This window comes from Bacillus sp. FSL L8-0358, assembly GCF_038593095.1.
GTDB lineage: Bacteria > Bacillota > Bacilli > Bacillales > Bacillaceae > Bacillus > Bacillus subtilis.
This window is the reverse complement of record NZ_CP151962.1, coordinates 3,716,201-3,729,729: the sequence shown is the minus strand read 5'-3', so window position 1 is coordinate 3,729,729 and position 13,529 is coordinate 3,716,201. Positions and strand designations below refer to the sequence as shown.

General features: G+C 47.1%; 10 protein-coding genes and 1 pseudogene. 8 read left to right on the top strand and 3 right to left on the bottom strand.

All coding sequences use genetic code 11. The annotated features are described in order from the left end of the window. Positions 1-130: 130 nt before the first annotated feature. The 8 genes and pseudogenes from NYE49_RS19150 to NYE49_RS19115 all read left to right on the top strand — a co-directional run bounded on the left by NYE49_RS19150 (position 131) and on the right by NYE49_RS19115 (position 10,892). On the top strand, positions 131-3,817 hold the full coding sequence (locus tag NYE49_RS19150; RefSeq protein WP_342410622.1) for a nitrate reductase subunit alpha: 3,687 nt from the start codon (positions 131-133) through the stop codon (positions 3,815-3,817). Next, complete coding sequence (gene narH, locus NYE49_RS19145) at positions 3,807-5,270, top strand: nitrate reductase subunit beta (RefSeq protein WP_014481212.1); 1,464 nt, start codon at positions 3,807-3,809, stop codon at positions 5,268-5,270. The genes NYE49_RS19150 and narH overlap by 11 nt, the downstream gene beginning before the upstream one ends. Before the next feature lie 25 nt (positions 5,271-5,295). Next, a complete protein-coding gene (gene narJ, locus NYE49_RS19140) occupies positions 5,296-5,850 on the top strand; it encodes a nitrate reductase molybdenum cofactor assembly chaperone (protein WP_123374477.1) in 555 nt (184 codons plus the stop codon). Then, on the top strand, positions 5,847-6,518 hold the full coding sequence (gene narI, locus NYE49_RS19135) for a respiratory nitrate reductase subunit gamma (RefSeq protein WP_003242665.1): 672 nt from the start codon (positions 5,847-5,849) through the stop codon (positions 6,516-6,518). The genes narJ and narI overlap by 4 nt, the downstream gene beginning before the upstream one ends. A gap of 194 nt (positions 6,519-6,712) precedes the next feature. Further along, a pseudogene (locus NYE49_RS19130) lies at positions 6,713-6,909 on the top strand (YitT family protein); the annotation flags it as partial. Between the two features lie 130 nt (positions 6,910-7,039). After that, positions 7,040-8,542, top strand: coding sequence for a cardiolipin synthase (gene cls / locus NYE49_RS19125; RefSeq protein WP_072175623.1), 1,503 nt, complete (start codon positions 7,040-7,042; stop codon positions 8,540-8,542). An 88-nt stretch (positions 8,543-8,630) separates the two neighbouring features. Continuing rightward, positions 8,631-10,358 (top strand): ABC transporter ATP-binding protein, encoded by a 1,728-nt coding sequence (locus NYE49_RS19120; RefSeq protein WP_342410618.1) that lies wholly within the window; start codon positions 8,631-8,633, stop codon positions 10,356-10,358. A gap of 9 nt (positions 10,359-10,367) precedes the next feature. Beyond that, positions 10,368-10,892 (top strand): dihydrofolate reductase family protein, encoded by a 525-nt coding sequence (locus tag NYE49_RS19115; protein ID WP_326208761.1) that lies wholly within the window; start codon positions 10,368-10,370, stop codon positions 10,890-10,892. 41 nt (positions 10,893-10,933) lie between these two features. Here NYE49_RS19115 and NYE49_RS19110 read toward each other — a convergent pair whose 3' ends face one another. From NYE49_RS19110 to cls (NYE49_RS19100), 3 genes are all read right to left on the bottom strand, one after another. After that, positions 10,934-11,206 (bottom strand): hypothetical protein, encoded by a 273-nt coding sequence (locus NYE49_RS19110; protein WP_123373650.1) that lies wholly within the window; start codon positions 11,204-11,206, stop codon positions 10,934-10,936. Between the two features lie 80 nt (positions 11,207-11,286). After that, the gene (uvsE, locus tag NYE49_RS19105) at positions 11,287-12,249 is read right to left on the bottom strand and encodes a UV DNA damage repair endonuclease UvsE (RefSeq protein ID WP_038829825.1); all 963 of its coding nucleotides are present in this window, start codon (positions 12,247-12,249) and stop codon (positions 11,287-11,289) included. 12 nt (positions 12,250-12,261) lie between these two features. Continuing rightward, positions 12,262-13,458 carry a cardiolipin synthase gene (gene cls, locus NYE49_RS19100; RefSeq protein WP_342410617.1) on the bottom strand — a complete coding sequence of 399 codons (1,197 nt, stop codon included), beginning with the start codon at positions 13,456-13,458 and terminating at the stop codon, positions 12,262-12,264. Positions 13,459-13,529: the final 71 nt, after the last annotated feature.

Below are 13,529 nucleotides of genomic sequence, written 5' to 3'. Positions count from 1 at the left end.
AAAGCCTTCCTTCTCCTTTGTGTGAACATTTTGTGAAAAAAGCAGAGTGTGTGACATAGTTCACAAGGAAACACGCTGTCTCTGTTTATAGTGAACTTAGCATCACCTGACTCGGAAGGAGTGAACTCTCATGAAGAAAAAGAAAAGGAGTCCGTTGTTTAGGAGATTGAATTATTTCTCTCCTATCGAACACCATTCAAATAAACATAGCCAAACCACCCGCGAAGATCGCGATTGGGAGAATGTATACAGAAACAGATGGCAGTACGACAAAGTCGTTCGCTCCACCCACGGCGTTAACTGTACAGGGTCTTGCAGCTGGAATATTTATGTGAAAAACGGAATTGTCACGTGGGAAGGGCAAAATTTGAATTATCCTTCAACAGGCCCGGATATGCCTGATTTTGAACCGAGAGGCTGCCCGCGGGGGGCCAGTTTTTCATGGTATATCTACAGCCCGCTGCGTGTGAAATATCCATACGTGCGCGGTGTACTGATTAATTTATGGCGGGAGGCACTGCAAGAACATCAAAATCCATTGGAAGCCTGGAAATCGATCGTCGAAAACCCTGAAAAAGCGAAGTCCTATAAACAGGCGAGAGGGAAAGGCGGTTTTGTGCGTGCTGAATGGCCGGAGGTGCTGAAGCTGATTTCAGCCTCTCTGCTGTATACAGTGATGAAATACGGGCCTGACAGAAACGTCGGTTTTTCTCCGATTCCGGCCATGTCCATGATCAGCCATGCATCAGGCTCCCGGTTTATGTCGTTAATCGGAGGCCCTATGCTCAGTTTTTATGACTGGTATGCGGATCTTCCACCAGCATCCCCGCAAATTTGGGGTGACCAGACGGACGTTCCGGAAAGCAGTGATTGGTACAATTCCGGCTATATTATCACATGGGGCTCCAACGTTCCGTTAACGAGAACGCCTGACGCGCATTTTTTGGCGGAGGCCCGCTATAAAGGCGCTAAGGTCATTTCGATCAGTCCGGATTTTGCGGAATCCTCAAAGTTCGCGGATGACTGGCTGAGTATTCGCCAAGGGACTGACGGGGCGCTTGCGATGGCGATGGGTCACGTCATTCTGCAGGAATTTTACGTGAACCAAGAAACTGAACGTTTTATTGAGTACGCGAAGCAATACACTGATTTTCCATTTCTCGTCACCCTGTCAAAAGAAAATGGCGTATACACAGCGGGACGGTTTCTGCATGCGAAGGACATCGGGCGGCAGACAAAGCATGATCAGTGGAAGCCTGCGGTTTGGGATGAACAAACAAGTTCATTTGCCATACCCCAAGGGACAATGGGCTCGCGCTGGGACGGGCAGCAGAAATGGAACCTGCACATGATTGATGAAGAAACCGGGGAACCGATTGAACCCCGTCTCTCTGTGCTGGGAATAGAGGACGAAATCGGCACGGTGCGCATCCCGTATTTTTCAAATGACGGAAACAAAGTGCTCGAGCGGGATCTACCTATTAAAAAAATGAACCTGAACGGTGAAGAAACGTACATCACGACCGTGTTTGACTTGATACTGGCTAACTACGGCGTGAACCGGGGTATCGGCGAACGATCGGCTGTCTCCTATGATGATCCTGAGCCGTTTACGCCTGCCTGGCAGGAACAAATGACAGGAATCAAAAAAGAAGCTGTTGTTAAGATTGCCAGAGAGTTTGCCCAAAATGCGATCGATACAGACGGCCGGTCCATGATTATCGTAGGGGCCGGCATTAACCACTGGTTCAACTCCGACACGATCTACCGAGCGGTGTTAAATCTTGTTTTGCTTGTAGGCGCCCAAGGCGTAAACGGCGGAGGCTGGGCCCATTACGTGGGGCAGGAAAAGCTCAGACCTGCTGAAGGGTGGCAGACGATTGCAACTGCAAAGGACTGGGAAGGCGTGCCCAAGCTGCAAAACGGCACCTCATTTTTCTACTTTGCGACAGATCAGTGGCGTTATGAGGACCAGCCGATCAGTGATTTGGCATCACCGATTGCTGCGTCATCCCGCTACAAGCACCACGCTGATTACAATGTGCTGGCGGCACGGCTGGGGTGGCTTCCGTCTTACCCGACTTTCAATCAAAATGGCATCGATCTGTATAAAGAAGCTGAAAAAGCAGGGGCCGTAACACCCGAAGACGTAGGTGCGTACGTGGCCTCACAGCTCCAAGAGAAAAAACTGAAATTCGCGATTGAAGATCCTGATAATGAAGTGAATTTCCCAAGAAATCTTTTCGTATGGCGCGCAAATCTGATCTCAAGCTCAGGAAAAGGGCATGAATATTTTCTCAAGCATTTGCTGGGGACGACGAACGGTTTAATGAATGACGATAGCGACAGCATCCGCCCTGAAGAAATCAAATGGCGGGAGCAGGCCCCGGAAGGAAAGCTCGACTTGTTAATCAATCTGGACTTCCGAATGGCCGGTACGGCGCTGTATTCCGATATCGTGCTGCCGGCGGCGACATGGTATGAAAAACACGATCTCAGCAGCACAGATATGCATCCGTTCATTCATCCATTTGCTCCTGCGATCTCGGCTCCGTGGGAATCGAAGTCAGACTGGGATATTTTCAAGGCGCTGTCAAAAGCCGTTTCCGATCTGGCAGAAGAAGTCGATATGGAGCCGGTGAAAGAAGTGGTTGCGACGCCGCTCCTCCATGACACCATGCAGGAATTGGCCCAGCCATTCGGCAAAATCAATGACTGGAGCAAAGGCGAATGTGAAGCCATTCCGGGAAAAACGATGCCGAACATCCAAGTCGTTGAACGGGATTACAAACACATTTTTCATAAAATGACTGCACTTGGTCCGAACGTTGCTTTAAAGCCGAGCGGAACAAAAGGGATGAGCTGGTCAATAGCCGATGAATATGAATCACTCAAACAGAGATTGGGAGAAATCACCTCGGACAGTGTCGCAAAGGGATGTCCAAATATAAGTGAAGCAAAGCAGGCAGCAGAAGCGATTTTAACCCTATCATCCACTTCGAATGGAAAGGTCGCCGTCAAAGCATGGGAATCACTTGAAAACATTACGAACCTGAAGCTGAAAGACCTGGCGGAAGAACGCGAGGAAGAATGCTTTACGTTCGAACAAATTACAGCCCAGCCGAAAACGGTGATCACGTCTCCAGCGTTTTCCGGCTCTGAAAAAGGAGGGCGCAGGTATTCGCCGTTTACGACGAATGTTGAAAAATTAATCCCGTGGCGGACGCTGACCGGCAGACAATCCTATTATGTCGATCATGAACTGATGATGGAATTCGGTGAAACGATGGCGACATTCAAACCGATCCTCCAGCATCGCCCGTTTCTGAGCAAGCGGCCTGATCAAGAGGGAAAAGAAATCGTCCTCAATTATTTGACGCCGCATAATAAATGGTCTGTCCACAGCATGTATTTTGATTCTCTGCCGATGCTGACGCTGTTCCGCGGCGGGCCGACCGTGTGGATGAATAAAGATGATGCAGAGGACACGGATATCAAAGACAACGATTGGATTGAATGCTTTAACCGAAACGGTGTTGTCGTCGCGAGAGCCGTTTTGTCTCATCGGATTCCTAAAGGAATGGCGTTTATGCACCATGCCCAGGACCGCCACATCAACGTGCCCGGCACAAAGCTGACAAATAACCGCGGAGGCACCCATAACAGCCCGACAAGGATACACGTCAAGCCGACCCAGATGATTGGGGGCTATGCCCAGCTCAGCTACGGCTTTAATTATTATGGGCCAACAGGGAATCAGCGCGACCTGAACGTCGTCATCCGCAAGCTGAAGGAGGTCGATTGGCTTGAAGATTAAAGCGCAAATCGGTATGGTCATGAACTTGGATAAATGCATCGGCTGCCACACGTGCAGCGTCACCTGCAAAAACACGTGGACAAACCGTTCCGGTGCGGAATATATGTACTTCAATAATGTAGAAACAAAGCCGGGCATCGGCTACCCGAAGCAATGGGAGGACCAGGACAAATATAAAGGCGGCTGGACATTGAAAAAAGGAAAGCTCGAGCTGAAATCGGGCTCGAAAACCAATCGGCTTGCAGGCCTTTTCTATAATCCGAATCAGCCGTCGATTGATGATTACTATGAGCCCTGGAACTATGATTATGAAACATTAACGAACAGCCCGCAGAAAAAACACCAGCCGGTAGCACGCCCGAAATCGTCCTTGACGGGGGATTTCATGAATATCGAATGGGGACCGAACTGGGAGGACGATCTCGCGGGCGGCCACATAACGGGACTTGAAGATCCCAACGTACAAAAGATGGAGGAATCGATCAAAACAGAATTCGATGAGGTCTTTATGATGTATTTGCCCCGTATTTGCGAGCACTGCATCAACCCGGCGTGCGTCTCATCCTGTCCATCCGGCGCCATGTACAAACGCGAGGAGGACGGCATTGTGCTTGTGGATCAAAACGCATGCCGTTCATGGAGATATTGCGTCTCATCCTGTCCTTATAAAAAAGTCTATTTTAACTGGCAAACGAACAAAGCGGAAAAATGCACACTCTGCTTTCCGCGTTTGGAGGCGGGACTGCCGACCATCTGCTCTGAGACGTGTGTTGGCAGAATTCGCTACCTCGGCGTCATGCTGTACGACGCGGACAAAGTGGAGGAAGCGGCATCTGTTGAAAATGAAAAGGATCTCTACCATTCCCAATTGGACGTTTTTCTTGATCCAAATGATCCTGAGGTTGCCAAACTGGCAAAAGAACAAGGCATTCCGGCTGAATGGATAGAGGCTGCGCAGCAATCGCCGATCTATAAAATGATCATTGACTGGAAGATTGCGCTGCCGCTTCATCCTGAGTACCGCACGCTGCCAATGGTGTGGTACATTCCGCCGCTCAGTCCGATTATGAATCTCTTTGAAGGAAAAGGCAGCCGGCAATCCGCGGAAGATATTTTTCCGGCTATCGACCAAATGAGAATACCGATAGACTATTTGGCGCAGCTGTTAACGGCCGGTGATACGGATCATATTCGGTCAACGTTAAAGAAAATGTCTGTCATGCGCCAGTATATGAGAGCGATCCAGACGAATAAATCAATCGACCCGGAACTGATCTCCAGTGTCGGCTTAACAGAACAGCAAATTGAAGATATGTATCGGCTGCTTGCGATTGCCAAATATGATGACCGCTTTGTGATACCGAGCAGTCATCGAGAAGAAGTTTCAGATTTATATGCTGAACAAGGGAGCTGCGGCTTATCATTTTCAGGCGGCCCCGGCTCCTGTTTCTAACTTTTGATAAATGAGGTGTAACAAGATGAACACCACAGACCGGCAAATTACGTTCTCCGCTCTTTCTTCTCTTCTCTCTTATCCAGATGAAGAGTGGAGAGCCGAGATTCCCGAATGGAAGGCTCTTATCCATGAAATCAGCAACCGGCAAATCCGGGAGAAGCTGCTGCACTTTTTCGAGGCGTCAGCCAGCTTTTCACCGGAAGCGCTGATTGAACACTATGTCTATACGTTCGACTTTGGAAAAAAAACAAATATGTATGTCACCTACTTTAACTCGGGTGAGCAAAGGGAACGCGGCATTGAATTGCTGCATTTAAAAAACACATACGAGCAATCCGGTTTTCTGCCGACAGAGAAAGAGCTGCCTGATTATCTGCCGCTGATGCTGGAATTTGCTGCGGCTGCAGAAATTGAAGCAGCGAGAAGCGTGTTTGAGAAATATCTGTCCAATGTGAGGGAGCTGGCATCCCGTCTCGAAAAAAATGACAGTATATACGCTGAACTGCTGCACGTGCTGCTGGCCGCGCTTGAAACCATCGGCGTACGTGAAAGCGTTGAAGGGGCTGTTCAGGCATGAGCGGGCAGATCCTCTGGGGTATTATGCCATACATTGTATTGACGATCTTTATCGGCGGCCATATTTACCGCTACCAGCATGACCAATTTGGCTGGACGGCGAAATCAAGCGAGCTGTTAGAAAAGAAAAAACTTGCGGCGGGCAGCACACTTTTTCACTGGGGACTGCTGTGCGTTGTCGGCGGGCATGTCATGGGGATTCTGATCCCAGAAGGCGTGTATGCTTCCCTTGGCATTTCAGAGCATATGTATCACAAAATGGCGATTGGCGCTGGCTTGCCGGCGGGCATTGCGGCATGTACCGGACTTGTCATCCTGACGTACAGAAGGCTGTTTGACAAAAGAATCCGCAAAACGAGCTCGCCATCCGATATCCTGACGCTCCTCCTGCTGCTGTTCATGATGCTGTCAGGCGTTGCGGCCACGTTTCTCAACATTGATTCGAAAGGATTTGATTACCGGACCACAGTCGGGCCCTGGTTCAGGGAAATCGTTTTGTTCAGGCCTGACGCCTCTTTGATGGAGAGTGTCCCGCTATGGTTTAAGTTTCATATTGTGATAGGATACGTCGTTTTTATCCTGTGGCCGTTTACGAGATTGGTTCATGTGTTCAGTCTGCCGCTCAAGTATCTGACCCGCAGCTACGTTGTATATCGGAAACGCTCGTGAAAATCCCCCTTGAAAGAGGGGGATTTTTTTATCTTGATGAAAACATAAGATATCTTCTGCCAAGGTAATGGCTGGGCGGCCGGGAATCCTGTTGTGTTTGTATTTGGAAATAACATCAAGAATAAAACGGATTTTACTCATTTTAAACCGGCGGAACAGCAGATTATGACTCAGCCTGACTAACTCCTTATATCTTTCTGATCAATATCCCGTTTTATATATTTTCTCTCATCAGAGTGGGCATCAAATTCACTCTATCCACCGTATTTGCAGTCACAGCGCCGCCTCTTTTTCGGCGCTTGCCGGAGTGCTGAGCGGGTTCGGCCTGCCGCTCATGTTGTCACTCGGCGTTGCCAATAGTCTTGCTTTATTTCTGCAGAAACGATGCGGATGAATTCCGTGACAGTTAGTTTTCTCTAAACCTCTCCTCCTTTGGCGGAGAGGTTTTTTACTTACAAGGTTTATCGATTAGAAAAAAGAGGTAATACAGAGGTAATTGAATCAGATTGGAGAGAATCAGGATGCTGAAAAGGAGACTGGAATTTTTCTTTTTATATATGATGCTCATCGGGGCATATGTCATCTGGTTTTTTCCGGTTTCCAGGCTTGAGTTTTACGGAGGATTGCTTTGCTATATAAGCATTATTTTGTTCAGCATCTATTCATTAATTCTTGAAAACCGCACCTCGCAGCACACGCTGCTATGGATCCATATTCTTGTCTTTTTTCCAATCGCCGGCTACGTGTTTTATCTGTTTTCGGGACAGCTTTATGTAAAGGGAAAGCTATTTAAGACAAAACGAATGTACAACAGGGAAAAGCTCAGGAAGCTGTTTGACAAGGAGGAAACGCCCGAAGTAACAGGGCTGAAGGACAATCAAGAGAGGTTCTTTACATATTCCATCAGGGCTGCCCATATGAATATCAATACGAAAAGCAACATCAAAGTGCTGAAAAACGGCGAAGAAACCTTCCCGGACATTTTCAAAGCAATGAGAAAAGCGGAATCTTACATACATATTGAATACTACATGTTTAAATCAGACATGCTCGGACGCGGCATGATGGATATTATGATGGAGAAAGCGCGCCAGGGTGTCGAGGTGAGGTTTTTATACGATGCGGCAGGAAGCATGAAGCTGGCAAGAAGAGATATTATGAGAATGAAACAAGCGGGGGTGGACATCGTCCCGTTTTCTCCGCTGAAATACGGGTTTTTCAACCAGAAGCTGAATTTCAGAAATCACCGAAAAATCGTGATCATCGATGGGAAAACCGGTTTTGTGGGCGGATTAAATGTTGGGAAGGAATATATCAGCAGAGATCCGCACATCGGATTTTGGAGAGATACACACCTGCGGCTTGAGGGGGAAATTGTGCAAACGCTCCACGCTATCTTTATGCTGGATTGGGAATACGTCTCCAATGAAGTGCTAATTGATCAAGAGGAGTACAATACCCCGGTTCCCGTGGAAGGAGGAGGCATTTATCAAATTGTCGCGACAGGCCCTGACATGAAAGAAAGCATGAGCGACCTTTATTATGAAATGATTTCTTCAGCACAGAAATCAATATGGATCGCCACGCCCTATTTTGTCCCCAATGAATCCATTCGCACGGCGCTAAAAGCAGCGGCGACAAAGGGGGTAGAGGTAAGGGTTATGGTGCCGGAGAAGAACGACAGCTTTTTGACCCAATACGCGTCGAGGTCCTATTTCCCGGAGCTGCTCCTTGAGGGCATTGAAGTGTACTCCTACCAAAAAGGCTTCATGCATCAAAAAGTCATGATCATTGATGGCGATCTCGCCTCCGTCGGTACCGCGAATATGGACATGCGCAGCTTTCAGCTCAACTTTGAAGTGAATGTGTTCTTCACGGATGCCGAAGCGATCCGAACCCTTGAGGCCCATTTTGAAGAGGATATGCAGGAAAGTGAAAAGCTCAGCCCTGTCGGCTTTTATAAAAGAGGCGTGGCTGACCGGACAAAAGAGTCATTTGCCCGCCTGTTTTCAGGTGTTCTGTAAGAAAAAAGAAATCTGATCTTTCAAAACAGCCCGTGTATAGTATAATTGAGAAATATTATCAGTTATTTATACATTGGGGGAAGATAGGGTGCTGCGGCAATTTTTTTCATATTATAAACCATATAAAACGTTGTTCTTTCTCGACTTTTTCTCAGCGATCGCGGGAGGTTTAATGGAGCTGAGTTTTCCTTTGATCGTCAATTATTTTATTGATACCTTGCTGCCGAGCAGGGACTGGGGACTGATCATCGCGACCTCAATCGGGTTATTTGCGGTGTACGCGCTCAGCTCGGCTCTTCAGTATATCGTGACCTACTGGGGACACATGCTTGGTATCAATATTGAGACTGATATGAGAAAGTCGCTTTTTGACCATTTGCAAAAGCTCTCGTTCAAATTTTACGACAACAACAAGACGGGAACGCTGATGTCGAAGCTCACGAACGATTTAATGTATATCGGTGAAGTCGCCCATCACGGTCCGGAAGACTTATTCATTGCGGTCATGACCATTCTCGGGGCGTTCGGAGTGATGCTGTTTATTAACTGGCAGCTTGCTTTATTAACGTTTATCATTATGCCGATCGTCATTTGGCTAGCGCTTTATTTCAACAAAAAAATGACCAAAGCATTTACCACGCTGAACAAGGATATCGGAGACTTCAGCGCGCGTGTAGAAAATAACATCGGCGGCATCCGGCTTGTGCAGGCGTTCGGAAATGAAGCGTTTGAAAAAGAACGCTTCGCCGTCAACAACCAGCGTTTTCGTGTCACAAAGCTTTCTTCCTACAAAATCATGGCGAAAAACGGTTCAATCAGCTATATGCTGACCCGGTTTGTCACGCTGTTTGTCCTTTTGTGCGGGACGTGGTTTGTCATTCGCGGCTCCTTATCGTACGGGGAATTCGTGGCGTTTGTGCTCCTGACAAATGTGCTGTTCAGGCCTATTGACAAAATTAATGCCATTATTGAAATGTATCCGAGGGGGATCGCGGGTTTCAAAAGCTATATGGAGCTCATGGAGACAGAGCCGGACATTCAGGATTCACCTGATGCGAGAGATGTTTCCGGCCTGAAGGGCAATATCCGCTATAAACATGTTTCGTTTGGCTATGATGGCCATCACAATGTCCTCAATGACATCAACCTATCCATTCAAGCGGGGGAAACGGTGGCGTTCGTCGGTCCGTCAGGTGCGGGGAAATCAACGCTTTGCAGTCTGCTTCCGCGTTTTTATGAAGCATCGGAGGGTGACATTACGATTGACGGCATCAGTATAAAAGACATGACGCTTTCTTCGTTGCGCGGGCAGATTGGCGTCGTGCAGCAGGACGTTTTCTTATTCTCGGGCACGCTTAGAGAAAATATCGCCTACGGCCGATTAGGCGCATCAGAAGAAGACATTTGGCAAGCTGTGAAGCAGGCGCATCTGGAAGAGCTCGTCCATAACATGTCCGATGGGTTGGATACTATGATTGGCGAACGCGGCGTGAAGCTTTCCGGCGGGCAAAAACAGCGTCTGTCAATTGCAAGGATGTTCTTGAAAAATCCGTCGATCTTGATTCTCGACGAAGCCACCTCAGCCCTTGATACAGAGACGGAAGCGGCGATCCAAAAGGCGCTTCAAGAGTTGTCTGAGGGGCGTACGACGCTTGTCATCGCCCACAGGCTGGCGACGATCAAAGACGCGGACAGAATTGTAGTCGTCACAAACAACGGTATTGAAGAACAAGGCCGTCATCAAGACCTGATCGAAGCCGGAGGCCTATACAGCAGGCTGCATCAAGCGCAATTCGGGCAAATGGTGCATCGATAGGAGGAGAACATGGAAAGAAAAACTGTGCTGTACATTGCTGTTTCATTGGACGGGATGATCGCAAAAGAAGATGGAAGCATCGATTGGCTGGATGAATTTGAAGGTGAAGGTGACAACGGCTACAGTGATTTTTATCAGACTGTTGATACAGTCATTTTAGGGCGGAGCACATATGAGCACGTTAAAGTGCTAACACCGGTTTTCCCGTATCAGGATAAAACCTGCTATGTTTTTACAGGATCGCCCGACAGTTATCAAGGTGAACATGTGACGTTTATCAATGAGGGAGCCAGAGCCTTCACTGCCCGTTTGAAACAGGAAAAAGGCTCAAACATCTGGATAGCTGGCGGGGCAGAGCTGGTGAATGCCTTTATGAAAGAAGATGCCATCGATGAATTCATCATCACTGTTATTCCCGTCGTTTTAGGAAGCGGCATCCCGCTGTTTCACGAACTAACAAATGAAACAAAACTGCGGTTAAAAGGGACAAAACAATTTGGACAAGCGGTTCAGCTCCATTATGTAAGAGCATAAGAAAAAGGATAGACAGATGTCTATCCTTTTTTGTATGTAAGTTAGAGCGCTTCTCTCTCAACAGGCTCGATGAGATTTTGGAATTTTTCAATGAGCTGTGATGCTTTTGTTCCTTCAACTACGATCAAATATTCCTTTTCATTATGAGCCATGCGGAATGTTTCAAGCTCAATTAAGCTTTTGATTTTGCACATCGTTTTCTTTGAATAAATATAAACCTCGTGGCTTCCGGAATGGCACATTTTATAAAGATGAATCAAATTTCTTAAAGTAAAGGCCTGTGCGGCTACTTTCAGAGACTTGATATTTTTCATGATCTTTCTCCTCCATCGATTGTTGTCTTATATAGCCTAAGTTCCCAAAGCTGACAAGTCGTAAACCTATTTTTGCACATTTATGACTTCCATTGCAGCGCACCGCCCCCGATGCGTTTGACACCGCGGATGGAGCTTAATTCATCCATCAAGCGGAGAAGCGCCTTGTCTTTCTGCTTTGCTTCAATCATGAAATCAATATTCGTTCCCCATTGCCTAAAGCGTTCCAACAGCGGCAGCAAAAAGTTGGCGTCAACATAATCGGCGTGGCTGCGTATCGCTTGCTCCGATTTTGGGGAAGACAAGTGAACCTTTGGCTGAAGGCCGATCCGCTCCCACGTTTTGATCATGCGGGGCAGTGCTACATTCAGGTCGGCGTGATCGTCTGGATTGGCGTAAAAATGATGAAAGTCAAAGACAAACGGAACATCCTCCTGCTCACAGACCTGAAGCGTTTCTTCCGTTGTATATGTTTTATCATCATTTTCAAGTGTCATCCGCTCTTTGATCTCCTGCGGCAGCTGTTTTATATTTTGATGAAATTGTGCAGTGGCGGTGTCTTTATTTCCGTAAGCGCCGCCAATATGAATGTTGATAACGGAGCGATCAGCAATGCCCATGGCTTCAAGCATGCGGTAGTGATACGCCATATCGGTTACCGCATTTTTTGTGAGGGATTCCTTCGGGCTCGTAAACAGAGTGAATTGATTTGGATGAAAGCTTGTTCGCAGTTGATGTGTTTTAACAAGCTCTCCAATCTCCCGAAACTCTTTTTGAAACGGTGTTACAAAATCCCACATCACGTCGGGATGCGTAGCCAGCGGCACAATCGAACTGGAAAAACGGTACAAAGGAATGCCGTGGCCGATGATATAGTGAAGGGTTCTCATCGTATTGCGCAAATTGGCTTTTGTCACAGTCAGAAGCGCTTCTTTTCTTTCAGTCTTTGAAAGCTTTGAATAACGCGCAAATGTCAATGTTTTAGCGGGAGACGCATCCCAAAGGCTCATCGCATTTGAAACGAACCCGAATCTGAAAATCATAGGAACTCTCCTTTATAAGAAATAAGATAATGCCTTGCCGAGCCATTCCGCCGGACGCTGCCTGAATGTGCGCTTGCTGAAATCCTCCATGGTCAGCCGCTCCGACTTTTTCATATCCTCCTCAATCGTGGCATAGACTTCACTTGTAAACGCTTCGTCATCAATTTCGACATTCACCTCTTCATTTAAAAACAGGCTTCGTTTATCGAAGTTGGCTGTTCCGATAATGCTAAGATGGTCGTCTATGATGAGGGCTTTTACATGATAAAACCCTTGATAATAACGATAAATAAGACAGCCGGCATCCAAGAGCTCCGAATAATACGTAAAAGCCGCTTCTCGTACCAGCGGATGGTCTGATTTCATCGGTACAATGATTCTCACGGATACGCCGTTTTTTCTTGCGTTAATAAGGGCCTCTTGAAGCGGTTTTGATGGAATGTAATAAGGCGTGCAAACCGTAAGGCGATTCTTCGCTTGGGCAATGTTGGCCAAGTATATGTTTTCAAGGGAATAACCGTCAGTCGCATATATCTTGTGAGAAATAGTCCCTTGCTGAAGCTTTGGCCAAACATCCGAACCCAGAACGATTCCGGTATTTCGTTTTAGATCAGAAGCAAAAAGCGTTTGAAGATCATGTACGCCTTCTCCCATCATGCGCAGATGATAATCCTCCCAATTGCCGAACTTCGCCTTCTTTCCAAGATATTCTTCGGCGATGTTAAACCCGCCGATATAACCGATTTTTCCGTCTATCACCGTAATCTTCCGGTGATTCCGTTTTTGCATGTGAAAAAAGAAAAAAGGAAAACGGGGACGATTCATCACATGGACATGGACGCCGGCATTTTTCATCGTCTGCAGCGCCGTTTTTTTAATTGCCCGGCAGCCCGCCCAATCCAGAAGCAAATAAACGGAGACGCCAGCTTGGGCTTTTGTTTTCAGCAAGGTATACATATTGTGGCTGACCTCATCATTTTTCATAATAAAAAACATCATGTGAACAGAAGAGGCGGCCTGGCGAATATCATTCATCATCCGCTCAACGAGATCAGCGCCGCAGTGGATCAATTCGATGTCACTCTTCTTTTTTGAAAAAACAGGCTCGTACGCCTTTTTTCTGTATCCGGCACGGCCCATGAAGATATCAAGCAGAATCAAGGCAAAGAAAATAACGACAATGATCATAATCACGATAAATACCTTCATACCGGCACTCCTTTCCGTAGTAAAGGTAGTGTGCCCGAACAGCAGGAATTTAATTATTGACTGAACACTCA